20 protein-coding genes are annotated in these 22,917 nt (G+C 60.8%); 8 read left to right on the top strand and 12 right to left on the bottom strand.

Annotated features, from left to right (window positions below):
- Positions 1-39: 39 nt before the first annotated feature.
- Positions 40-525 (bottom strand): FxsA family protein, encoded by a 486-nt coding sequence (locus PVW51_RS02635; RefSeq protein ID WP_269363186.1) that lies wholly within the window; start codon positions 523-525, stop codon positions 40-42.
- A gap of 104 nt (positions 526-629) precedes the next feature.
- Between PVW51_RS02635 and PVW51_RS02630 the strand changes: the two genes are divergently transcribed.
- From PVW51_RS02630 to PVW51_RS02620, 3 genes are all read left to right on the top strand, one after another.
- Positions 630-1,289, top strand: a complete 660-nt coding sequence (locus PVW51_RS02630) for a Tim44/TimA family putative adaptor protein (protein WP_274573490.1) — start codon at positions 630-632, stop codon at positions 1,287-1,289.
- Between the two features lie 80 nt (positions 1,290-1,369).
- Positions 1,370-2,323, top strand: a complete 954-nt coding sequence (mltA, locus tag PVW51_RS02625) for a murein transglycosylase A (RefSeq protein ID WP_269363351.1) — start codon at positions 1,370-1,372, stop codon at positions 2,321-2,323.
- Positions 2,320-2,913 carry a Smr/MutS family protein gene (locus PVW51_RS02620; protein ID WP_274573489.1) on the top strand — a complete coding sequence of 198 codons (594 nt, stop codon included), beginning with the start codon at positions 2,320-2,322 and terminating at the stop codon, positions 2,911-2,913. Before mltA ends, PVW51_RS02620 begins: the two co-directional genes overlap by 4 nt.
- Positions 2,914-3,173: 260 nt before the next feature.
- Here PVW51_RS02620 and PVW51_RS02615 read toward each other — a convergent pair whose 3' ends face one another.
- Both PVW51_RS02615 and hslU read right to left on the bottom strand, forming a co-directional pair.
- Positions 3,174-4,391, bottom strand: a complete 1,218-nt coding sequence (locus PVW51_RS02615; protein ID WP_269363180.1) for an MFS transporter — start codon at positions 4,389-4,391, stop codon at positions 3,174-3,176.
- A 47-nt stretch (positions 4,392-4,438) separates the two neighbouring features.
- Positions 4,439-5,746: an ATP-dependent protease ATPase subunit HslU gene (gene hslU / locus PVW51_RS02610; RefSeq protein WP_269363178.1), complete on the bottom strand. Its 1,308-nt coding sequence runs from the start codon at positions 5,744-5,746 to the stop codon at positions 4,439-4,441.
- 96 nt (positions 5,747-5,842) lie between these two features.
- On the opposite strand from hslU, the gene PVW51_RS02605 reads away from it, so the two are divergent.
- Entirely contained in the window at positions 5,843-7,006 is a 1,164-nt protein-coding gene (locus PVW51_RS02605) for a patatin-like phospholipase family protein (RefSeq protein ID WP_274573488.1), read from the top strand.
- Positions 7,007-7,010: 4 nt separating this feature from the next.
- Here the strand turns inward: PVW51_RS02605 and hslV are convergent, their stop codons facing one another.
- A complete protein-coding gene (hslV, locus tag PVW51_RS02600) occupies positions 7,011-7,568 on the bottom strand; it encodes an ATP-dependent protease subunit HslV (protein ID WP_269363174.1) in 558 nt (185 codons plus the stop codon).
- 106 nt (positions 7,569-7,674) lie between these two features.
- Between hslV and PVW51_RS02595 the strand changes: the two genes are divergently transcribed.
- Complete coding sequence (locus PVW51_RS02595) at positions 7,675-8,580, top strand: hypothetical protein (protein ID WP_274573486.1); 906 nt, start codon at positions 7,675-7,677, stop codon at positions 8,578-8,580.
- A 47-nt stretch (positions 8,581-8,627) separates the two neighbouring features.
- Here PVW51_RS02595 and trxA read toward each other — a convergent pair whose 3' ends face one another.
- The 8 genes from trxA to regB form a co-directional block, all read right to left on the bottom strand.
- On the bottom strand, positions 8,628-8,948 hold the full coding sequence (gene trxA, locus PVW51_RS02590; RefSeq protein ID WP_114274056.1) for a thioredoxin: 321 nt from the start codon (positions 8,946-8,948) through the stop codon (positions 8,628-8,630).
- Between the two features lie 37 nt (positions 8,949-8,985).
- Complete coding sequence (gene addA / locus PVW51_RS02585; protein ID WP_274573485.1) at positions 8,986-12,354, bottom strand: double-strand break repair helicase AddA; 3,369 nt, start codon at positions 12,352-12,354, stop codon at positions 8,986-8,988.
- Positions 12,351-15,308 (bottom strand): double-strand break repair protein AddB, encoded by a 2,958-nt coding sequence (addB, locus tag PVW51_RS02580; RefSeq protein WP_274573484.1) that lies wholly within the window; start codon positions 15,306-15,308, stop codon positions 12,351-12,353. The genes addA and addB overlap by 4 nt, the downstream gene beginning before the upstream one ends.
- Complete coding sequence (locus PVW51_RS02575) at positions 15,301-15,987, bottom strand: nucleotidyltransferase family protein (RefSeq protein ID WP_274573483.1); 687 nt, start codon at positions 15,985-15,987, stop codon at positions 15,301-15,303. The genes addB and PVW51_RS02575 overlap by 8 nt, the downstream gene beginning before the upstream one ends.
- Positions 15,984-16,970, bottom strand: a complete 987-nt coding sequence (locus PVW51_RS02570) for an aminoglycoside phosphotransferase family protein (protein WP_274573482.1) — start codon at positions 16,968-16,970, stop codon at positions 15,984-15,986. Before PVW51_RS02570 ends, PVW51_RS02575 begins: the two co-directional genes overlap by 4 nt.
- The gene (gene tsaE / locus PVW51_RS02565; protein ID WP_274573480.1) at positions 16,964-17,431 is read right to left on the bottom strand and encodes a tRNA (adenosine(37)-N6)-threonylcarbamoyltransferase complex ATPase subunit type 1 TsaE; all 468 of its coding nucleotides are present in this window, start codon (positions 17,429-17,431) and stop codon (positions 16,964-16,966) included. The genes PVW51_RS02570 and tsaE overlap by 7 nt, the downstream gene beginning before the upstream one ends.
- A 48-nt stretch (positions 17,432-17,479) precedes the next feature.
- Complete coding sequence (locus PVW51_RS02560; protein ID WP_274573479.1) at positions 17,480-18,940, bottom strand: PAS-domain containing protein; 1,461 nt, start codon at positions 18,938-18,940, stop codon at positions 17,480-17,482.
- Positions 18,941-19,051: 111 nt separating this feature from the next.
- Entirely contained in the window at positions 19,052-20,425 is a 1,374-nt protein-coding gene (gene regB / locus PVW51_RS02555) for a sensor histidine kinase RegB (RefSeq protein WP_274573478.1), read from the bottom strand.
- A gap of 99 nt (positions 20,426-20,524) precedes the next feature.
- Between regB and PVW51_RS02550 the strand changes: the two genes are divergently transcribed.
- From PVW51_RS02550 to PVW51_RS02540, 3 genes are all read left to right on the top strand, one after another.
- Positions 20,525-21,136 (top strand): SCO family protein, encoded by a 612-nt coding sequence (locus PVW51_RS02550; protein ID WP_274573477.1) that lies wholly within the window; start codon positions 20,525-20,527, stop codon positions 21,134-21,136.
- 62 nt (positions 21,137-21,198) lie between these two features.
- A complete protein-coding gene (locus PVW51_RS02545) occupies positions 21,199-21,750 on the top strand; it encodes an ActR/PrrA/RegA family redox response regulator transcription factor (RefSeq protein WP_274573476.1) in 552 nt (183 codons plus the stop codon).
- Between the two features lie 575 nt (positions 21,751-22,325).
- On the top strand, positions 22,326-22,898 hold the full coding sequence (locus PVW51_RS02540) for a cysteine hydrolase family protein (RefSeq protein WP_274573475.1): 573 nt from the start codon (positions 22,326-22,328) through the stop codon (positions 22,896-22,898).
- Positions 22,899-22,917: the final 19 nt, after the last annotated feature.

Genomic DNA, 22,917 nt, shown 5'->3' with positions numbered 1-22,917 from the left:
CGCACTTATCAGGTTGCGCGAGTGCCCTCAATGCCTTCGCTATGGCTTGGTCCATCCCGATGGCTTTTGTGACCCCTGATCAGACTGCGGGATCTCGTGGTAGTCGCCGTCGATCACATCGCCGCCCCTTGTCCGGTGTGGATCCGGGCGCGGGGCTCCATGGGTGGAAAAGCTCTGGACGTGGACGCGGGCGCGCAGAAACTCGAACGCGGCCTTGCGCACGCCGGGGATCAACAGGGAAAATCCGACCGCATCGGTGAAAAACCCCGGTGTCAGCAACAAAGCGCCGGCGAAAAGGATCATTGCACCATGCGCCAGAGGTTCGGTCGGATCGCGCATGTCAGAGAAGGAACTGCGCAGCTGGCTCATTGCGATGGCACCCTGTGACCGGGCCAGTGACGCACCCAGAATGGCCGTGATCACAACGATGGCCAGGGTCCAGCCCAGGCCGATGGCACCACCGATCTGGATGAACAAGGTGATCTCGATCAAGGGGACGGCGAGGAATGCGATCAATAGCCACATGTGAAAGGTTCCTTATATGGGGGGCAGAGTGGACTCGCCCCGGTCAAGCACCTACATAAGTCTTCAGCCATCGTGTTTCCATGTTTTCACCCCAAGAGGTTCCAATGAATTCACCCATGATACAGCTACTGGTCTTGGCCGGCATCGCGGTATTTCTCATCCTGCGCCTCAAGAATGTGCTGGGCACCCGTGAAGGGTTTGAAAAGCCGCCTGTTGCTGACCAGACCTCGCAGCGGCGCGGCGGCCCGGCGCTGGAGGTGATCGAAGGCGGTCCGGATCTGGATATTGCGGACCATGTTCCCGAAGACAGCGATGCGGGCAAGGCACTGGCACGGATGAAGCGGATTGAACCCTCCTTTGGTGTCAGCGATTTTCTGGGCGGCGCGCGCGGTGCCTATGAAATGATCGTCATGGGGTACGAAAAGGGCGAACTGGCGCAGATCCAACCCTTCCTGAGTGAAGAAATCTATGAAAGCTTTGTCGACGGTGTGGCCGCGCGCGAGGATCAGGGCCTGACCATCGAGGCGAATTTCATCGGTGTCCGTGAGACAGAATTGGTAGACGCAAGGCTTGACGACGCTACAAATGAAGCGGAACTTAAAATTCGCTTTGTTGCCGAACTTACCTCGGCTGTCCGCGATGCGGGCGGTGATATTGTCGAAGGCAGCACGAAAGAAATTAAGCGCCAGAAAGACACTTGGGTTTTTGCGCGCATCATGGGCTCGGATGATCCGAATTGGATGCTGGTTTCTACAGACGGCTGATCCATGCGGTTCTTGCATTGGTATGGACGGGGGTTGCAACAGTGACCCCCGCTTCTGCGAGTGATGTCTCCTATAAGGTGATGGAGTTCGATCAGCTGGTTGGCTGGGCCGATGATGACCATGCCGCAGCGCTCAAGACCTTTCTGAACACCTGCCGGGATCTGGAGGATCTGGATTGGACCGCCGTTTGCAGATTTGCGCAGACCAACCCTGAACCGCGCCAGTTCTTCGAGCTGTTCTTCAGACCCGTGCTGATCGACGACGGGCAGGATGCCCTGTTCACCGGGTATTTCGAGCCCGAGCTTGACGGTGATCTCTACCGGTCCGAGCGCTTTCGCTATCCGATCTACAAGATGCCGAACGAGGCCCTGGCCCAGAGCCCCTGGCTGACCCGCCGCGAGATTTTGGACGGCGATGTGATGGCGGGCCGGGGTCTGGAAATCGCCTGGGTCGATGACCCTGTTGAATTGTTTTTTCTGCAGATCCAGGGTTCGGGCCGCATCAGGCTGCCGAATGGCAAGTATATCCGGGTCGGGTATCGCGGGGCGAATGGCCATCCTTACAAATCCATCGGGGTGGAACTGGTCCGCCGTGGCGTCTACCAACCACATCAGGTCAGCGCGCAGGTGATCAAGAACTGGGTACGGCGAAATCCGGAGGACGGACGCGAACTGCTGTATCACAACCCGTCCTATGTCTTTTTCCGCGAGGTCAGCAAGGTCCCGGCGGACCAGGGGCCGCTGGGCGCCATGAACCGAAGCGTGACCACCCTGCGCTCCATCGCTGTTGATCCGGCCTACGTCAGGCTTGGTGCGCCGGTCTGGATCGAGAAAGAGGGCGAGAAACCTCTGCATCGCTTGATGATCGCGCAGGATACCGGATCGGCGATCAAGGGCGCGCAGCGCGCGGATATCTTTTTTGGCACCGGGGATCAGGCCGGTCTGGCGGCTGGCAAGCTGCGTGATCCCGGCCGGATGATGGTGCTGATGCCGATCCAGCGCGCCTATGCCCTGCTGCCCGAAAGCGCGATATGAAGCGCAGCTCCCGGAAACCGCGTTTGAACGACGATGACCTGGAATTGTGGCGTCGGGTGACAGAACGCACCGAGAAGCTGGACCTGAAATCGCTTTTCACGCCGGAAATCGACGCCCCGCCGCCGTCACCCGCTGCACTGAAAAGGGGCCGGTCCGCGCTTTTGGGAAAACCCATGCCAAAGCCGCGCCCCAGAACGTATGATCTGATGCCTTCCCTGCCCGATCAGGTCCGGTCGGCCCCGGTGCAGATGGACAACAAATCCTTTGGCAAGCTGAAACGCGGCAAGCTGCGGCCGGAAGGGCGGATCGACCTGCACGGCATGACACTGGACCGGGCGCATCCGGCGCTCATGCATTTCATCCAGACGTCACATCGCAATGGCAAGCGTCTGGTCCTTGTGATCACAGGCAAGGGCAAGCAGCGGGACGATGGCGGGCCAATCCCGGTCCGCTACGGCGTGCTGCGCCACCAGGTCCCGCAATGGCTGTCGTCCCCGCCGCTGTCATCCGTCGTCCTGCAGGTCGCCCAGGCGCACATCAGCCACGGGGGCAGCGGTGCCTATTATGTCTATCTTCGGCGGCAGCGCTAGGCTCTGGACCCATTAATCTTATGTGCTCAGTTTGACAGATTTTTTCGCAGACTAGGAACATCTGCGCAGGAATAGTGGTTCTATTCCAAGCAGATTTGACGCTGGCTGCGGGAAAATCCGTCAAACCCGAAGGGCGGCGATTTCACTTCATTTCAACGTCTTGGGTCGCTTGCCAATAGAACCACTATTGGCTGCACGCCCCAAACCATTGAAATTGTGCGAAATCGCCGCTGAGCATATAAGATTAGTGGGTCCAGAGCCTAACGCCCAAGCGTCGGATAATATCTGATGATCCCATAGGTCGCGAGCCCGGCGGCAATCACGTAATAAACGGAAATCGGCAGCATCTGTTCGGGAAAGGTGATCCCCAGATCAATCAGCAGGCCCGTGACACCAGGCCCGATTGCCGACCCGAAGACCATCAGCGCGGCGGCCACCGATTTGATCGACCCGATGTAGCGGGTGCCGTAATATTCGGCCCAGAAAGTCGAGGTGGCGGTGCTCTGCATCCCCTGCCCCAACCCGAATATGACCAAGCCGACTCCGGCCATGAAAATCGTATCGGCATAGGCCAGCACCGCGAAAGACGCCGCGAAGGGCAACATCTGGAACGGAACGATGCGGCTGACCCCGAAGCGGTCGATGGCCCAGCCAGAGACAAAGGTGGTTGCAACCGAGGACAGCGTATAGATCGGCATCAGGGCGACGAAGGCGACCAGTTCCCACCCCTTGACCTCGACCAGATGGACCTGCTGAAAAAACAATGCCGTGCCCCAGGCCGATGGTCCGACGATCATCGGGATCATCAGAAAGAACAGGCCCGAGCGCAGCATCTGCGCCCGTGTCCAGTGGGTTCCGTTCATGCCGGCAATCTGTGCTTCATCCGCCATCGACTGTGGCGTGCGTTCCTGGCGCAGCAACAGCATGATGACAGGAATTGTCAGGATAATCAGCGCCGCCGCCAAGATCCACAGGCTGCGCCACTGCGCCACGGCGAAGAGCCCGACAAAGACAACCGGCAAGACGGCCTGCCCCGCGGCAAAGCCCATGGACGCAAGCGAAAGCGCCTTGCCGCGCGTCGCCTCGAACCAGCGGACCATCGCCACAGCACCCAGTTGCGACATCATCCCCTGCCCGGTCAAACGCAGGGCGAATATGAGAAAGACCAGCAGAATCCAGGATGTATTCACGGCCATCAGGACACAGGCCAGAGCCAATCCCAGCATCACGCACAATGCAAGCACTCGCACCCGAAACCGGTCTGTCAGGACTCCGGCCCAGACCATGGTAATCGCGGACAGCGTCGTGCCGATGGTATATATCCCGCCCCACTGTCCATCGCTGAGGCCGAAGTCGGCCTTTATCTCGCCGGCGAAGAGCGAGATGAAATAGGTCTGGCCGTAGGATGACGTGAAGGTCAGCAGGAAACCTGCCAGCAGGAAGAGCCAGTTGAGACGCAGGAATTGAAGATAGTTCATGCCCCTTCATCCACGGGGCATGAGAAAATGAAAAGCCCTAAAACGCCTCAGAGCACGTAGCGGCTGAGGTCGGCCGATCGGGTCAATGCGCCCAGGTTCTTCTCGACGAAATCGGCGTTCACCTCGATCTCTTCGCCGCCCCGGTCCGGCGCGGTAAAGGACAGTTCCTCGAACACCCGCTCCATCACCGTATAGAGCCGCCGCGCGCCGATGTTCTCCACCGACTGGTTCACATCCGCGGCGATCTTGGCCAGCGCGGCGATCCCTTCGGCGGTGAAGCTGACCTTGACCTCTTCGGTGCCCATCAGCGCGGTGTATTGCAGCGTCAGCGCGTTATCGGTTTCGGTCAGGATGCGCACGAAATCCTCTTCGGTCAGGGCGCGCAGTTCGACGCGGATCGGCAGGCGGCCCTGCAGTTCCGGCAGCAGGTCCGATGGTTTTGCGATGTGAAATGCGCCCGAGGCAATGAACAGGATATGGTCGGTTTTCACCGGCCCGTATTTCGTGCTGACCGTGGTCCCCTCGATCAATGGCAACAGATCGCGCTGGACACCTTCGCGGCTGACATCGCCGCCGCGCGCGTCCGAACGGGCGCAGACCTTGTCGATCTCGTCCAGAAAGACGATGCCGTTCTGCTCAACCGCTTCAATCGCGTTGCGGGTGACGGCCTCATCGTCCAGCAACTTGTCGGCCTCTTCGCCGATCAGGATGTCATAGCTTTGGGAAACGGTCAGACGTTTCTTGGTCCTGCGCCCGCCCATTGCCTTGCCGAACAGGTCGCCGATGTTCATCATCCCGGCACCCCCGCCCGGCTGGCCGGGGATATCCATCATCTGGAACGGGTTGGTGGTATCTGTGACTTCAAGGTCGATGATCGTATCGTCCAGCTCTCCGGCTTTCAGTTTCTTGCGAAACATCTCACGGGTGCCGTCACGGGCATCTGTCCCTGCGATGGCGTCGATCACGCGATCCTCTGCCGCCTGATGCGCAGCGGTCTTGACGTCTTCGCGCATATGTTCGCGGGTCATCGCGATGGAGGAATCCAGCAGGTCGCGGATGATCTGTTCCACGTCCCGTCCGACATAGCCAACTTCGGTAAACTTTGTTGCTTCGACCTTGAGGAAGGGGGCGCGCGCCAGTTTTGCCAGACGGCGGCTGATTTCCGTCTTGCCGACGCCGGTGGGGCCGATCATCAGGATGTTCTTCGGATAGACCTCGTCGCGCAGATCATCGGCCAACTGCTTGCGCCGCCAGCGGTTGCGCAGCGCCACGGCGACGGCACGTTTGGCGTCGTTCTGCCCGATGATGAAGCGGTCGAGCTCGGAAACGATCTCGCGGGGAGTAAGGTCGGTCATTTTGGCTCCGTGACTGTGTTACGTTGACATAAGTGTTCGGCCCGGTATTGAAAACCTCGGAGAGTGGATGATTTTTCAGCAGTGACGGCAAAGGCGATGGGTATTCCGACAGAACCGGCCCGTCCGGCCACGATTGACCGACGCCACCTGCTTGTCACCGGTGCGGCGGCGGCGCTGTCCGGCTGCGCCACCAGCCCCCGCATCCCTTATACGGCGGAAAATGCGGCATCGGCGCAGGTGCCTGGGTTTCAGCGCATCCGCATCACCGCCGATGCCCGCCCCGAGGAGATTGCCGCGTTCTTTCAGCCCCTGCCCCGGTCCACCGGCCGGCCCCAGTGGCTGGCCCTGTCGGGTGGCGGTTCGGGCGGTGCCTTTGGCGCGGCCTATCTGTTGGGATGGGAAACCAACGGAACCCGGCCCCGCTTCGATCTTGTCACCGGCGTCTCCGCGGGGTCGCTGATTGCGCCTTATGCGTTTCTCGGCACGCAGGGCGACGCAGGGTTGAAGCGGATATTCACCGTCGAGAGCCTGGAAAGCCTGGCCGGTCCGCGCAACCCGCTGCGCGCTGTCATGGGCCAAAGCATCTATCCGCAGGGCGCGCTGGCGCAGATCGTCGCCACCTATGTGGACATGCCGCTGCTGGACCGGATCGCGGCCCGGCACCAGACTGGCGCACGTCTGCTTATCCAGACGACATCGCTGGACAGCGAAAGGGGCTATATCTGGGATCTTGGCCGCATCGCCGCTTCGGACAACCCGGACCGGCTGGCGCTTTTCCGGCAGGTTCTGACCGCCTCGGCAAGCATTCCTGCGGTCTTTTCGGCGCAGCGGATCGTCGTTGAATCCGGCGGCCACCGGTTCGAGGAACTGCACGCCGACGGCGCGGTGACCAGCGAGATCCTGACCGTACCGACCACCGTGCTGCAATCGGGTCTGGATCTGTTGTCGCACTGGAAACCGGCGATCTACATCATCTTCAACGAAACACTCGACCCCCGGTTCAAGGTGGCACGGGACCGGGGCGTGGACCTGGGCGCGCGGGCCCTGTCGATCCTCAGCCGCAACGCGGCAGTGGGGGATCTGACGGAAACCCTGCAATTCGCGCGGCGGCGGGGCCTGCCGCTGAAGGTCACGAGCATCGACCGCGATCTGGGGTACAACCCGCGCCGTCCGTTTGGCCCGGGATATATCTCAAGGGCGCGGGCGCTGGGCACCGCGCGGGGCGAAGCGGCGTCATGGGACAGGACGCTGCACGGCTGAGGTGTCAGCCGCCGATCGCCTCGACGGTAAGGTTGCCGTTGGTATAAACGCAGATGTCAGAAGCGATGGCCATGGCATCGCGGGCGATCTGCTCCGCATCGCGGTCGCTATCGTAAAGGCCGCGCGCCGCGGCGAGCGCATAGTTGCCGCCGGACCCGATGGCGGCAATGCTGTGCTCCGGCTCCAGCACATCACCGGCGCCGGTGATGACCAGCAGATCATTGCCATCGGTGACGATCAGCATCGCCTCCAGCTTTTGCAGATATTTGTCGGTGCGCCAGTCCTTGGCCAGTTCGACACTGGCGCGCTGGAGCTGACCCGGCGTCGCCTCAAGCTTGGCCTCAAGCCGTTCCAGCAGCGTAAAGGCATCGGCGGTGGAGCCTGCAAAGCCCGCAACAACGTCAAATCCGCCGGGGGACAACCTGCGCACCTTGCGCGCGGTGCCTTTGATCACGGTCTGGCCCAGGCTGACCTGCCCGTCACCGGCCACGACGACCTTGCCGTCCTTCTTGACGCCAATGATCGTGGTTCCATGCCATCCGGGGAATGAATCTTCTGCCATTTTCCATGTCCTGCTCATTGCTTGTGATCTATATGGCCCCCATGAAACGGGCAGACAAGGGGCGTCATCCCTTGTGACCTGACCACCCCCCGACTAGAAATCCGGGATGGCCGAAGAGAAAATCCTGCGCATCTGTCTTGAGGAACCCCTGCGCCGCAGCGCAGAGGCGGGGGAGCATAATTTCATCAACCTCGTCGCTCAGGTGGCGGGAAAAGCCCGGTTCAGGGTCGAATTTTGTGATATTCCCGATCAGGCGCAGCCCCCGCATGTCTATTCACTGACCCATATGGCAGCACCCCCGAATGATCTGGGTCTGGTTTTCAGGCGGGTCTATCAATATCCCTTCTGGCAGATAGAGGCGACGGCGGAACGCTGGGACTGGGATGTGGCCCGTGCATCGTTTGACCCCGATATCGTGGCGCCGGATGCCGCCCGGTTCTATCGCTTTTGGCAGAAGCGGTTGTTCGGACAGGCCGCGCAGGACAGCAACCGTTCGGGATATGTCTATGTGCCACTTCAGGGGCGGCTGGACAGCAAGCGATCCTTCCAAACCTGTTCCCCGCTGGAGATGGTCGAACATTGCCTGCATCATGACAGCCAGCGACCTGTCGTGGCGACCCTGCATCCGAAGGAGGATTATTCGGCGGCGGAGCTCAAGAAACTGGACGCCCTGGCGCGGAAACATGCGCGTTTGACAGTTGAAACCGGGCAGATGGAAAACCATCTGCGGGATTGCGACTATGTCGTCACCCAGAATTCAAGTGCCGCCTATTTCGGATATTTTTTCCGCAAGCCCGCGCTTCTGTTTGCTAAAATAGATTTCCACCACATCGCTATTCAGGCGCAGATGGATCGGCTGGATGCCTGTTTCCAGCGCGTTGTCACCCATGAGCCGGCCTATGACAAATACGTCTGGTGGTTCTGGCAGGATCAATCCATCAACGCGGGTCTGCCGGATGCGGCGGACAGGATCGAAGCGCGGTTCAGGCGGTTCGGCTGGCCGATGCAATAAGGGCGCCCCGCAGGACGCCCTTTTCAAAGGTCATTGTCGGCAGCGGATCAGATCGATTCCTCAATCCAGCTTTGCAGCGCTGCTTTCGGTTTGGCGCCGGCCATGTTCGATACCACTTCACCGTCCTTGAAGATGAACAGGGCGGGGATACCGCGCACGCCCATCTGAGCGGGTGAATTGGGGTTTGAATCAACATCAACCTTCACGATCTTGACCTTGCCATCCATCTCTGCCGACAGCTCTTCAAGGGCGGGACCGATCTGTTTACATGGGCCGCACCATTCGGCCCAGAAATCCACCACGACGGGGATGGGGGAATTTTTCACTTCGGCGTCGAACGTATCGTCTGTGACTGCGACGGTTGCCATGCTGCTCTCCTGACAGGAATTCGTTTGAGACATGAACCTATGAACGCGGACCCAGCCCGTCAAGATATGGCGAGCGGTCAATCGCGGATGTCACGATATTGTTGGGCAGCCGCATCAGCTTTCGCGTGGCGGTCCACAAGACGGCGGTTTCGATCTCATGCCCGGGATAGACCGCAGCCAGCATCCCGACATAGGCCCCCATCTGTCGGAGGATGCCTTCGGGACAATCCTCCGCCGTCTTCGGCACGATACGATTGGTCTTGTAATCAACGATCAGCGCCTTGCCCGGCGTCAGGATCAGCCGGTCGATGATGCCATTGAACCGCGCGTCACCGATGGGTGCTGTCAGCTGAACCTCGGCCAGGGTGCCCGGCGCGAATATCGGCGCCAGCGCATCGTCATTCAAAACGGCAAGCGCCTCGGTCAGGGCGGCGTCGCGGATCAATGGGTCGTGGCCGTCACCCAGTTGCGCCGCGACGGCTGCCCGGCTGTCCGCCGGCAGATCCGCAAGTCTTTCCAACATGCTGTGCACCAGCACGCCATATGCTTTGGCCGCGTCACTCTCTGCGCCGCCTTCACCCGGCAGCGCCTTTGCGCCGCCCATATCGGAAGGGGACCAGACCATCGCGGGGTGTTCAAAGATGTCGATGCCCCGCAGCAGGGCGGGATGGGCCACCGGCGTGCTTTTCCCGGCCTCCGGCAATGACACGGCTTCCGACCCGTCCCAGTCACCCTCTTCAAAGCGCAGGGTGCCATCGTCACCAGCGGGAACGGCATTGATGTGCGACAGGGCCGAGGCGACAATCTGATACCAGCTTGACCCGTCCTTGGGCAGATCACCCGCCGCGGCAACCATCAGCCACTTTTCCGCACGGGTCATCGCCACATAAAGCAATCGCAGCCGTTCATCGAACTGGGCGCCTTTCATCGCGTCGATGGCGGTGCTGACGGTCTGGGGCATATCGCCTGCCGTCGGTTTCCAGACCGGCACACCGTCAAGCAGGATGATCTCGTCCCGGATCGTGATGTTGCGCTGGCCGGTATCCGGCAGGATCACGATGGGCGCTTCCAGCCCCTTGGAGCCATGGACGGTCATCACCCTGATCTGATTTGATGCGGAATCGATCTGCCGCTTGATTTCCAGATCATCGGTTTGCATCCATTCGATGAAACCGGTCAGGCTGGGGATCTCGTTCCGCTCATAGGCAAGCGCCTGGGTCAGCATGGCGTTGATGCCATCCTCGGCCTCCGGCCCCAATCTTGACAGCAGCAGTTTGCGGCCCCCGTGACGGGTCAGTATCCGCTCGATCAGGTCATAAGGCCTCAGGAAATCGACCTGTGCCCGCAAGTCCTGCAACACCATGATCGTGTCAGCATGGTCTTGCGTCCTTTTGCGCAGCGCCTGCCATAGACTCGGGTCACCTCGCCGATGGGCCAGATCAAACAGGGCCTGTTCGGACCAGCCAAAGATCGGCGACTTCAGCGCAGTGGCCAGTGACAGGTCGTCGTCCGGGGTTGCAAGAAAGGACAGCAACGCACCAAGGTCCTTGACCGCCAGTTCGGCCCCCACTTTCAGCCGATCCGCCCCTGCAATCGCCAGCCCGGCCGCCTTGCAGGCCCGGATGATCTCGGAAAACAGGGCTGAGCGGCGCTGCACAAGGATCAGGAAGTCGCCCGGCTGGATGCGCCGCCGGAAATATCGGCCATCCCTGTCGTCCGGGATGAAATGTTCGTCCCGCGTCAACTCCAGAATGCGCGCCGCGATCTTCTCGGCCAGTACGACGGTATGATGCCGCGCGCTGCGCCGGTCGATGGGGTCGGTCCATTGCCGCTCTTCATCCGCCTCTGCCTTTTCCACCACGGGCCACAGATCGACACGGCCGGGCAGGGCGTGTTTGAACGCCAGATGCTCCGTCGGATTGTCGAAGCCGAAGGCCTGCCGTGGATCAAAAGCAGTGTCTACAAGGCGCAAAATGGCACTGGACGACCGGAACGAGTAATCCAGGCTACGATGCTGGAACACCTTTCCCGCCGCTGTGAAAGCTCCCTCGAAACTTGATCCCTTTCGGTCAAACTCCCGAGGGTCGGCCCCTTGGAACGAATAGATCGACTGTTTCTTGTCCCCGACCACAAACAGCGTGCGTTCAACACCAGGCCGCGCGCCGTCACCGCTGTTGAATTCATCGGCCAGCTTTTCGATCACATCCCACTGCCGGGGCGATGTGTCCTGCGCTTCGTCCACCAGGATATGATCAATGCCGCCGTCAATCCGGTACAGCACCCAGGCGGCGACCGCCGGGTCATTCAGCAGGGCGCGGGCCTTGTCGATCAGATCGTCAAAATCCAGCCAGCCGCGCAATTGCTTGGCGTTTTCATAGCGCGCAAGAAAGACCTCGGCAAAGCGGTGCAGAACAGAGGAACGTTCGGCAAGCTCCAGTGCCAGACGGGCGGGCCGCGCCGCCTCAACCCGCAGCATCAAGGCCTCTAACGCAGGAATTTGTGCCGCTATCTGCCCCTGGGTTGCCTTTGTGGGGAAGCTGCCGATCTTTGCCGAGAAAGGCGATTGCGCGCCGCCTTTGGTCAACAGCACATTTTCCAGAGCGGGCAGCGCTGCCAGATCGAAAGTCTCGATCTGCTGCAATGCTTCGCCGGCTTTTGTGTCATTCCCGCCTTTGGCCAACAGATGCGGCAGGATATCGGCGATCAGCATCTCTTCTCCGCCCAGAAAGACCGAAGCCTCAATCCGCGCCCAGGTCAAATCCGGCGGCTGATCCAGCAAGGACAGCAGATCCTCCTGGCTGACGTCACCCTGAAATTGCTCTCTCATGCCCACGATCCGCCGGGTGAGCCCCGCGAAATCCTCGCCGGTATAGAACCGGGCGACCTGGGCGATATGCTCTGCCGCCGCGTCGGATGCCATCTGGTCGACAATCTCTGCCCGCAGCAGGTCGGCGGCGCGGTCCTCGACCTCCTTGAATTGCGGGCTTACCCCCGCTTCCAGCGGAAAACGTCGCAACAGAGACGCGCAGAAGGAATGGATGGTCTGGATCTTCAGCCCGCCCGGGGTTTCGATGGCCAGTGCGAAAAGGGTCCGGGCCTTGCGCAGGTCTTCCGGTGACAATTGCACCTCGATACCGAGCTTTGCCATCGCGCCGCGCAGATCATCGTCCTTGAGCATTGCCCATTCGCCCAGCCGCCGGAATAGCCGGTTCTGCATCTCGGATGCGGCCGCCTTGGTGTAGGTCAGGCAGAGGATCTGATCGGGCTGCACCCCGTCCAGCAGCAGCCGGGCCACCCTGTCGGTCAGAACACGGGTCTTGCCGGAGCCGGCATTGGCCGCCAGCCAGGTAGAGGCATCCGGGCGTGCGGCGTCAATCTGCGCGCGGGTGGCGTCATCGAAAATCATGTCAGATCCTCGGGTGTCGGGTCACATGTGCCATCCCATTCACCAAAACGGGCAAGCTGGTCGTAATCCCCCGCAGCATCTTCGGTCTTGACCAGCCGTCTTGCGGTAAAGCCCTGATCAGGGTCGAAATAATGCCCTATAAGCTCTCTCAACCCGGCCATTACCGTTTCCGGCGGCTCCTCTGCAAGGGGGGCGGGCACCTCCACCGGTTTACCGCCAAGGCCGATAAAGGCCGCGTGGGCGACATGGGCGACGCCAACCTCGGCAAATCCGCCCTCCTCGACCATCGCCGCTTCGATCAGCAATTGCTTGTCGAACAGCGCCTGCTCTTTCTTGCTGGGGGGCGTGCCGGTCTTGTAATCGTAGATCAGCGCGTCGCCTTCATCTGTCTTGTCGATCCGGTCCGCATAGCCCGTGAGGGTAAAGCCCAGATCCTCGAAAACATGCGTGCCTTTCGCGGCCTTTTCGAAACTGACCGGGCTGGAATAGCTTTGGCGGATCTTTTCCTGCGCGATGAACCAGTCGGCGACCCGTTCGATCCGGGCCAGCCACATCGCCCGGGCAGCGGGCCAGGGTGCTGCCTCTTGCAGCACCGCGCGGGCCGTTTCCATCAACACCTGTTTCGTGAGGCATGTTTCGTCTTCGCAAACGCGTTTGACGAATTTCTCCATGATCTCGTGCAGAACAATGCCGCGCACCGGTGCATCCGGCGATTGAACCAGCGGGTTGATCGGGCGCAGGCGCAACGTGTGTTTGGCATAGATCGCATAGGGGTCGCGGATCAGCCGTTTGATTTCAGTAACCGAAAGCGCCCGTGGCCGTGCGGCAATCGGTGGCCGGGGCGAGGGGCGTATGGCGGGAGCAACCCGCTCGATCGCCTCAAGCGCGCTGACCTGGTCCAGCCATGCATTCCCGCGCGCCTGCATCTCTGCCCAGGCTTGCGGGCCATTCTGATCCGGCAAGCCACACAGCAGGTTTTCCAGCCTGTTCAGCCAGCGCGACGGAACGGTTTCCGCCTCGTCCGACCGAATGGAGCGGCTCAGCCAGACCTCCGGCGCGGCGATGGCCTGTTGATAGTCATGGGCCGACAGCCCGATGCGCCGTTCCGGCAAAAGCAATCCCGCCCTGAGCCGCATCTGACGGTTCAGCCAGGGATCGGGGGGCGGTGATTCAGGCCAGCTGCCGTCGTTCAGACCACCAAGGATCACCAGATCGGCACCTTGCACCCGCGCTTCCAAAGTACCCCAGATCATCACATTCGGATGCGGGCCGTCCTGATCCCGCACCTCCTGCTCTGACAGCAGGGCAGCGATCAGATCGGCATAATCCCGGGCAGAAAGCGCACCGCCATGGCTGGCTTCGGTTGAAAGCGCCTCCATCATCTCGCGCGCGGCGCGGCCTGCGGTCTTCTTCCACAGTTGCGAGGTGTCGTCTGTCGATCTGCCAGCGGCGATCCGTTCGGACAGCGCCAGATGCGCCCTTGTCCAGGTGTCGAGTTGTTGATCATCCGCCGTTTCGTGATGGCAAAAAGTCTCACTGACCCAATTTGCCCAATCCAGAAAATCATCCGGCGCGTTCAGATGATCCGCAATCTTGCGGGCAATCCGCGTCAGTCCTGCGGGATCGGGATAGGGCAGGCCGTCGCGCCTGACCCGCATCTCGAAGCGCTGCGTGTGCAGCTGATGGGTATTCCTGTCCGCCGCGCTGTGGGTCAACGGGTGTTTCAGCAGGGTCAGCAAAGCTTCGGCATCGAGGGGCCGCACGAAAAGGTCTGCGACATGCCGCAGGAAACGGCCTGGCGGCGACAGTTGCAAGGGCGTGCCCGCACTGTCATCGGGCAGGATGTTCCACCGGTCCAGCGCCGATGTCACCTGACGGGTGAGCATCCGGTCGGGTGTGATCAGGGCCGCTGTCTTGCCCTCTTCCACGGCGGTGCGCAGGCGGGCTGCGATGGCCTGGGCCTCGATCCTTGGGGTTGGTGCCTCGACCAGCGTGAGGTTTCCGGTTGGCGCAAGGAGATCTCCCAGCGCCGGACCCTCGCTCAGCCAGGCATGGGTTACCGGGGCAGGGCGCAGGGACAGCGAGACCAGCGCGTTGCGCGCAGAACCGGGTGCGGATGTGCCGCACCAGTTGCGGATCGCGCTGCTGGGCATGTCCAGCGCCCGCATCAGCGCCCGGAAGCGGTATTGCGGGTGATCTTCGGCAATCACTTCCTGATCGAGATCCTGCCAGACCGACGTCGGCATTTCAAAATCGAACCCCGGCAGGACAACGGCGCCCAGCGGCAATTGTGCGACAGCCTGCATCAGCAGCGATGTGGTGCCGCGCGACCCGGTTGAACCGGCAAGGATCACCGGATGCTGCGGCGGTGCATCCTGCCAGTTTTTGACAAGAGCGGTGACAACCATGCGTTGCCTTGCTTCAGCATCGGGGGTGCTGTCCGTCTGGTCAAGGTAGCCCTGTGCGAGGGAGAAAAACTGCTGCGCCCGTGCCCAGTGACCGGATTGGTCGCTGACGTCGAGTTTGGCGATGCTGGAGGCCGAAACGCCTTCGCCCTGCATCTCATCCATCAGGCTCGCGAGGCTGTCGGCCAAATCGTAAAGGGCGCTGCGCGGTGCCAGTTCGGGGTCGGATTCGAGCAATTTCGACACCAGCCTGGTCAGTTCCAGCCGCTTGCGCAGCGGAGAGATTGCCCGGGCAATGGTCTGGTTCTGCAACAGGTGATCCAGATTGGTCACCAGAGACACCCGTGGCATGAACCCCGGCGGTCCGGCGTCAAACAACTGCCGCAGACGGTGGCGCATGCGCTGGCTGTTGACGATCAGCTCGACCCTGGCGATGGACTCGGGTGGCTGGCCTTTCAGTCTTTCCCGGATGCCCTGGATCAACCCGGCCGGGAAATCGACGCCGGGTGCCAGCCCGAAGACCCGCGGTTTATCTGTCGGCTCAAACATTGGAGCCGGCCAGCATCTCTTCGGCCTGGGCGATGCCAGCGGGGTGGCCCACGTCGCACCAGAACCCTGGATAGGACAGGCCGAACAACCGCTTGCGGTCCAACATCATGTTCCACAAGAGGTTGAGGGAAAACACATTTTCCGGAATGTCGTGCAGCAGCTCGGTCTTGATGATCTGAACGCCACCGTAAAGCACGCCCGGCCCCCGGATCAGCCTGCCGTCTGGCCCAAGCGTGAAATCCCCGGTGCCGTCATAGCCCGTGGCGCGGGCCAGTTGGATGCAGATCAGCAAGGCATCCATCCTGTCCGGCTCCCATGCCCTTTGCAGCAGGTCGATGGGGTTGGGCCCCGACCAGATCGCATCGGTGTTCATCGTCACCACGGTATCACCGCCCAAAACACCCAGCGCATTGCGCAAGCCGCCCCCGGTATCCAGGATATCGGGCCGCTCGATCAAAGTGACCACGCCGGTGCCCGCAAGGTGATGTTCAAGCTGCTCTGCCCTGTAATGCAGGTTCGCCACGATGGGAGTGCAATCCGCCTCCTGCGCAAGGTCCAGGGCGTGATCCACCAGCGGCTTGCCCGCGACCTCGATCAATGGCTTTGGCCGGTCATCGGTCAGTGGCTTCATCCGGGTGCCGAACCCGGCGGCAAACAACATCAGGGGCAGGGGGCTCATGTGGTTTTCAACTGCTCCAGGAAGGCTGGCGTCGGTTCCGGAATTACGTCAAGCGCACGGGCCAAAGGCACAAGGTCAGGATGGGCGAGGTTGCGTTTTACATAGTTCCAGACCCGTGGAACAAGATCAACATAAGATGGTTTGCCGTCCCGCTTCGCGAGGCGGGCAAAGATGCCCAGAATGCGCAGATTGCGCTGCACGCCCAGCACGGCGTAGCTCCGCCTGAAATCAATCGGGTCGACGGGGGATTTCGACAGGTAATACTCCTGCATTTCCGCCTCGATCTCGGCCGTCACATCGCGGCGGGCGTCCTGCAGGATGGAAACCAGATCATAGGCCCGGTGTCCGGCAAGGGCATCCTGAAAGTCGAGGATACCAACCCGCGCCACATCTGCCCTGCCAGGCAGCCAAAGCAGGTTCTGCGCGTGATAGTCGCGCAGGATCGTGACCCTGGGCGCGGCTGCGATCTGATCTGCAAAGGGATGGAATGCGGTTAGGAATGTCGTCCGGATCTCTGCCCCGGCCTCCGGCAGGTACCAGTCGAACAGCGGCGCCGTCATTTCGGTCAGCCAGGCGGCATCGCAATCCGGCAGCGGCAGGGGATCGGCCCGGTGCAGGGCAATCAGCACGTCCACGGAAGCCTTGTAGAGCGGCTGCTGCAGCGACGGATCATCCTGCATCAGCGTTGCAAAAAGCGCGTCACCCAGGTCTTCCAGCAGCAGAAAGCCGGCTGTTTCATCAGCAGCCATGACCGCAGGCGCGCTCAGCCCGCATTGGCGCAGATAGGCGGCGAGGCGGATGAAAGGGCGGACGTCTTCCCCGGTGTCGGGCGGGGCATCCATCAGGATCGCCGTGGTCCCGTCGGGCCGCGTCAGGCGGTCGTATGCACGGTTGGAAGCGTCCCCTGCGATGCGGATGCGGCGCGCCGGGTTCCAGCCGTTTTCCGACAGGAAACGCGCGGCCTGGTCCCTGCGCGCTACCATGCTGTCACGGTTTCGGTCCAGCGGGGATCCTGCCAGGTGGCGAGCACCGACCGCGCATCTGGTGATTGTCCCGGTTTGAAGCCAAGTGACAGCGCCGATGGGGGCGTCAGCGCGCCCAGCCGGTCGGGCCATTCGACCAGGCAGATTGCCGTTGCAAAGGCGTCGATCAGGCCCAGTTCCTCGACCTCCTGTACAGAGGTCAGCCGATACAAATCCGCGTGCCAGATCTCGGCCTCCGCCGTCTCATAGGTCTGGACCAGGGTGAAGGTTGGTGACGGGATATCTTCGGGCTCAGCCAGAAGCGATTGAATAAGCGACCTTGCAAAGTGAGTCTTGCCAGCCCCCACGTCGCCGGACAGCAGGATCACGTCACCAGAGCGCAGATGCCGGGCAAGCCGCGCGGCATAGATGCCTGTCTGTTCTGCATCTGAAAAGCAAAGGCTACGGGTCAGCTTGGTCATGGCCCATGCATACCCGTGGCGCAGAAGGCTGCAAGGCAAAATACGCCTTTAATGGGCGGCGGCGGTGACCTCCTCAAGGGTCTTGAAGCAGATCAGGGTGGCGCCCGATGCGATGGTCTCGGCAACGCAGGTCATCCGCTGCCCGTTGTTCAGGGTGATCCTTGTCGTCAGCGACTGCCGGTTGGTGTAGCCGCAGGAAATTTTCATGAAATCCTGCCACGGCACCTCGGCCTTTGCCTTGCTGCGCCAGATATCGAGACAATCAGACACCGTGATGTCGGCAAATGCAGCGTCAGGATCTTGTTGCCACAGTTCCCTGTAGGCCGAATTGCAGAATGTCAGCACGCCGGACGGTGAAAATACGACGAGACAGTCCTCGACCTTGTCGAGCAGGTATTGGCTCAGCTCAAGCTCGGCGCGAAAGTTGCGGGTCAGGCTGACTTCCGCGCTGATGTCCTCGAACAGGAAAACAGTTGCACCTTCGGGGTGCGGGCGGCCCTGGACGGAATAGGTGCGGCCATCTTCCAGCGACCATGTCTCCCGGTAGCGTCCGTCTGCTGCGGCGCTGGCCAGGCTGGCTATCTGCTGACGCCAGCTTCCGTAGTTCTTCGGCTCCGGCATGCGCCTGTTCTCGCGAAGCTGGTCGAAGAAGGACAGCATGTTGGGCTTCCCACTCAGAAACTCGGCCGGAACCCCCGAGAGTTCCAGCAAGGCCGGGTTGAAAAGGACAAGCTGGTCATCGCGGTTGAAGACCGCCAGCCCGATCCGCAGATGCGCAAATGTCTTGGTAAGGGTCTGGACGAATGTGCGCAGGGATTCTTCCGCTTTTACCAGCCCGCTGATGCAGGTTGCGTGATGGATCGTCACCCCGTCCACCTCGCGGCGGGTGATTTCGAACCACTCGGAATCGCCGCTGCTTCTGGATGTCAGCAAGGTCCTTCCGTTCAGGGAGGTTGTTGCCTTTTCAAACAGGCATTCATCGGGTTGCGGCCGGCGTCCGTGGATTTGTTCGAACAGGATCAGGTACCGGTTGTTGCACCAGATGACCGCGCCGTCGCGGTCGGTTTGCCAGATGGGGTGCGGTGAGGCGTCACAGGCGCGTTGGGTTGCGCCGACGCTGCCGCGACGCTGGTGATTCAGGCATGTTACCCAGCAAAGCGATCCCCACCAGGAAATCTCGATCTTTTGCGGGTCATTGGCGGTTCTGGCCTGAAGTGTGAGCGAGCCGTGTTCACCGGGGCCGGGGAAGGTCGGAAAATCGGGAAAACTGTCTTTCAACTCTTCCCTGAGATCATCCCACAAATGCGCACCGGGCAAGAGCGAGAACCGCCGCATTGCGGGTGTCGTGGCATGATGCAGGACACCATCGTCGAAAAGCAGCGCCAGAGGTTCGGCATCTGTTGTTTCGCCCTGAACCGAGGGTTCCGGCCGCCGCAGCAGATATGTCACAGCTGACGATGCGGCAGCGATGGCGATAAGCAGCACAAGAAGGATTTCAGCTGGGGTCAACAACGCGGGATCCTGGCGGTTCAAAGATACGAAAAACGACCCTTGACCGAAATGTTTAACACCGCGTTAATAACTGCCATTTCCCTTCATTTGAGGGGCAAACTGTGCGTTCTACGCAGTAATGCGTTGATTTGCGCCAAGCGGGCCGGTTGAGGCCTTTGTCTGCGGCTCCAGCATTTCGCGCGGCCAGATGACTTCCACGACGGCACCGCTTTGCGGATGTTCCGGTCCATTTGCAAAACGCAGATGCGCGCCTGACCTTTCCAGCAGCGTCTTTGCGATGAAAAGCCCAAGCCCCATGCCTTCGTATTCGGGTCTCGCGCCCATGATCTGACTGACCTTGCGCTGCCGGACAAAGGGGTCGCCGATCCGACCAATCACGTCAGCGGGGAATCCCGGCCCGTCGTCGATGATCCGGACCGAGATGGTCTGATCGCTCCAATCCGTTTCGATCCAGACCGTGTTGCGGGCAAAATCCACCCCGTTCTGGATCAGGTTGCGCAGGCCGTGAATGATCTCGGGTTTGCGCAGGATCGCGGGCTGGTCCTTTGCCCCTGAATGACGGGGTGCGTGTTGGCGTTCGACGCTGATGCCCCTGCCAATATGCGGCTCTGCGGCTTCGGCCACGACAGCCTCGAAGGGGGCCTGTCGCAGATGCAGATCGTCCTTTCCGGCGCGACCCATGTCGCGCAGGATGTCCCGACAGCGATCCGCCTGATCACGGATCAGCGCCGCATCTTCTGCAAGTTCCGGCTGATCCCTCAGGTCGTTCAGCAATTCCGCACTGGCCAGCTTTATCGTCGCCAGCGGTGTCCCCAGCTCATGCGCCGCAGCAGCGACCACGCCGCCAAGGTCGGTCAGTTTCTGTTCGCGGGCCAGGGCCATCTGGGTGGCGGCCAGCGCATCGCCCATCGAATGCACCTCTGTCGTGACGCGGCGCGAATAGGCGCTGGTGAATATGATCGCGATGACCAGCGCGGTCCATTGGCCAAAGTTGAACAAGGCAGGGATCCGCAGGATTTCACCCTCGCTGTTCACAAGCGGCACATGGCTGAGCGCAAGGACAGAGACAAGGACGATGGCCGTGGTGCAGAGCAAAACGGTGGAGCGCAGGCTGAGCGTGGTGGCAGAGATGGTCACAGGGCCCAGCAGCAGCAGCGCAAAGGGGTTGTTCAGCCCGCCCGTCAGGTACAGCAGGAAGGCGATCTGCAGCAGATCGAACATGATCATGCCCAGATTTTCCCGTTCGCTGAGGCGCTTGTTTTCGGGAAATATGAAGGTCGCGATCAGGTTGCCGATGATTGATACGCCAACCGCGAAATAGCACAGGCTCAGCGCCAGTTGCAGGCCGAACATGGCCTGCGCCACCGTGATCGCCACCAGCTGGCCGATAATGGCGACCCACCGCAGGAGGATCATGGTGCGCAGACGTATCCAGTTTGCACGCGTGCGCCCGGACAATGGGAGGATGTTGGCCTGCGTCATCAGCGCACCTTTTGTTCATTCGGTGTTGCATGTCAGAAGCTGTAGCGTAGGTCTGCACCCGATACTGATCAAGGTGCCCAATTGGCGCAGGAGAACAAGATGAACCGGATAATCGCCCTTTCCGCATTGGCCGTTGCAGCGGTGTTTCTTGGCGCGACTCTATGGCTCGCGACGCGGGTGTCCGATGACGATCAGTTCTCCCAATGCCGCTCAGGAACCGTCGCGGGTGATCTGGGCGGACCGTTTGAACTGGTCAATGCACAGGGTGAAACGGTGACCGACGCGGATGTGATAACGCAGCCCACGCTGATCTATTTCGGCTATACTTTCTGCCCGGACGTTTGCCCGCTGGATGTCGACAGGAATGCCCAGGCGGTGGAAATCCTGGAAGAACGCGGCAAGATGGTGACGCCGGTGTTCATCACGATCGACCCGGCACGCGACACGCCGGACGTCGTGGGTGAATTCGCGGAAGCGATGCATCCCCGGATGATCGGCCTGACCGGGTCGGATGCGCAGGTCAAGCAGGCAAGCCAGGCCTACCGCACCTATTACAAGGCCCATCCCCCCGAAGATGGCGAATACCTGGTGGATCATTCGACCTTCAGCTATTTTGTCATGCCCGGGATCGGTTTTGTCGATTACTTCCGCCGAGAATTGACCCCTGACGAACTGGCTGACAAGATGCAGTGTTTCGTGGACAATAGCTGAGAGTTTGACCCGGTTCGTACTTGGGTCATATTGAGCGGCATGGCAGAGGCAGGGCGGACTTCATGACTGAACCCCAACACGATATCGGCCCGGACAAGACATTGCTTCTTGTGGACGACGATGAACCGTTTCTGCGGCGGCTGGCCAAGGCGATGGAAAAACGCGGGTTCGAGGTTGAGACCGCGGACAGCGTGGCTGGCGGCTGTGCAATTGCCACGGCCAGACCGCCAGCCTATGCGGTGATCGACCTGCGGCTGGAGGACGGCAACGGGCTGGACGTGGTCGAAGTACTGCGCGAGCGCCGCCAGGATGCGCGGGTTGTGGTGCTGACCGGATATGGCGCGATTGCCACAGCTGTCGCAGCGGTCAAGATCGGCGCAACCGACTATCTGTCAAAGCCGGCTGACGCCAATGACATCACCAACGCCTTGCTGGCCACGGGGGACGACATGCCCCCGCCGCCGGAAAATCCGATGAGCGCGGATCGCGTGCGCTGGGAGCATATCCAGCGGGTTTACGAGCTTTGCGATCGCAATGTCTCCGAGACGGCGCGGCGGTTGAACATGCACCGCCGGACGTTGCAGAGAATCCTGGCCAAGCGGTCACCGCGCTGAATAGCGGGCTGTGACACGGCACTGCCAACTTATCTGAACGCGGGATTTCGCGCCTTAGGTCGCTGTTCGGGACCTTCTGCGCCCGATGATCAACCGGGTGCGGGATGATCGATGGGCCCGGTGTCGCGGCGCAGCTTGTCGGCAGCGATGACCCGTGGAACGCTGCACCAAAAGATCAGCCTCAGCGAAACCGTTTCACCCCCTTCGCCAGGGGCCTGGGGCATACAATTTGGCAATTCCTCCTGTCCTGCCGCTATGAAAAGTTAGTCCAGCCATAACTTAAGAGTCCTGTCAGCTCCGCAATGTTACATATATGTATGTACCCAAAGTGCATACAATATTACTGAATGTTTTGCGGTTGAATGCGGAAGTGGGCGTATTGAGGGGGATATGCCGCAGGCTGCGCGCAGTTGGAGACTTGGGCGTTCGCGGGGAAGCGCTTTGACCAATCAAAAAGCGCCGACAATCCGTGATCGCGTGACGTCTGCCGGGAGGTCAGGTTTTGCGCCGCGCGGTCCGGGCGCCGAGCCGGCGAAATACACTGAGAGCGGGAGGAGCTGTCCATGAAATCTGCATTGTTGATCCTCGACATGCAAAATGAACTCATCGACCCGAAAGGAAAGGTGGGGAAGAACGGGTTTGCCAAGATGGTGGCGGACCTCAAACTGGTGGAAAAAACCGCGGCGGTTGCGGATGCATTCCGTGCGCGGAACCTGCCGGTTGTGTTTGTGAACGTGGGCTTCGAAAAAGGATACCTCGACGCGATCAGCAAGCAATCGAGACTTGCCCATCTGAAAGACATGGGGGCCATGATCATTGGTGAGTTCGGCACCGGTTTTCCCGATGCGCTTGCTCCGAATGAGGGCGATCTGGTGGTGACCAAAAGGGCCGTGAACCCGTTTCACAACACCAATCTGCTCAACTGGCTGCAGGCCAACAAGGTGGAACGGATCGTTCTTGCCGGTGTCTACACGCATATGGTTGTCGACAGCACCGCGCGGCATGGCGACGATTCAGGATTGTTCGTCACGGTTCTGGAAGATTGTTGTGCGTCGCCCGACATGGATCTGCATCGTATCGAATGCGAAAAAATTCTGCCGCTGTTCAGCACAGTGAGCCGGTCTGAAGAGTTCCTGAAGCTTTTATAACGGGCTGCCGGGAAGCGTA

The organism is Sulfitobacter sp. PR48 (assembly GCF_028807335.1).
Classification (GTDB): domain Bacteria; phylum Pseudomonadota; class Alphaproteobacteria; order Rhodobacterales; family Rhodobacteraceae; genus Sulfitobacter.
This window is presented reverse-complemented; position numbering and strand designations above follow the sequence as displayed.

Excerpts from the sequence above, each read along its gene's own strand:
- PVW51_RS02635 (WP_269363186.1), bottom strand. The coding sequence starts at position 525 with ATGTGGCTATTGATCGCATTCCTCGCCGTCCCCTTGATCGAGATCACC.
- PVW51_RS02630 (WP_274573490.1), top strand. The coding sequence starts at position 630 with ATGAATTCACCCATGATACAGCTACTGGTCTTGGCCGGCATCGCGGTA.
- mltA (WP_269363351.1), top strand. The coding sequence starts at position 1,370 with ATGGAGTTCGATCAGCTGGTTGGCTGGGCCGATGATGACCATGCCGCA.
- PVW51_RS02620 (WP_274573489.1), top strand. The coding sequence starts at position 2,320 with ATGAAGCGCAGCTCCCGGAAACCGCGTTTGAACGACGATGACCTGGAA.
- PVW51_RS02615 (WP_269363180.1), bottom strand. The coding sequence starts at position 4,391 with ATGAACTATCTTCAATTCCTGCGTCTCAACTGGCTCTTCCTGCTGGCA.
- hslU (WP_269363178.1), bottom strand. The coding sequence starts at position 5,746 with ATGACCGACCTTACTCCCCGCGAGATCGTTTCCGAGCTCGACCGCTTC.
- PVW51_RS02605 (WP_274573488.1), top strand. The coding sequence starts at position 5,843 with ATGGGTATTCCGACAGAACCGGCCCGTCCGGCCACGATTGACCGACGC.
- hslV (WP_269363174.1), bottom strand. The coding sequence starts at position 7,568 with ATGGCAGAAGATTCATTCCCCGGATGGCATGGAACCACGATCATTGGC.
- PVW51_RS02595 (WP_274573486.1), top strand. The coding sequence starts at position 7,675 with ATGGCCGAAGAGAAAATCCTGCGCATCTGTCTTGAGGAACCCCTGCGC.
- trxA (WP_114274056.1), bottom strand. The coding sequence starts at position 8,948 with ATGGCAACCGTCGCAGTCACAGACGATACGTTCGACGCCGAAGTGAAA.
- addA (WP_274573485.1), bottom strand. The coding sequence starts at position 12,354 with ATGATTTTCGATGACGCCACCCGCGCGCAGATTGACGCCGCACGCCCG.
- addB (WP_274573484.1), bottom strand. The coding sequence starts at position 15,308 with ATGTTTGAGCCGACAGATAAACCGCGGGTCTTCGGGCTGGCACCCGGC.
- PVW51_RS02575 (WP_274573483.1), bottom strand. The coding sequence starts at position 15,987 with ATGAGCCCCCTGCCCCTGATGTTGTTTGCCGCCGGGTTCGGCACCCGG.
- PVW51_RS02570 (WP_274573482.1), bottom strand. The coding sequence starts at position 16,970 with ATGGTAGCGCGCAGGGACCAGGCCGCGCGTTTCCTGTCGGAAAACGGC.
- tsaE (WP_274573480.1), bottom strand. The coding sequence starts at position 17,431 with ATGACCAAGCTGACCCGTAGCCTTTGCTTTTCAGATGCAGAACAGACA.
- regB (WP_274573478.1), bottom strand. The coding sequence starts at position 20,425 with ATGACGCAGGCCAACATCCTCCCATTGTCCGGGCGCACGCGTGCAAAC.
- PVW51_RS02550 (WP_274573477.1), top strand. The coding sequence starts at position 20,525 with ATGAACCGGATAATCGCCCTTTCCGCATTGGCCGTTGCAGCGGTGTTT.
- PVW51_RS02545 (WP_274573476.1), top strand. The coding sequence starts at position 21,199 with ATGACTGAACCCCAACACGATATCGGCCCGGACAAGACATTGCTTCTT.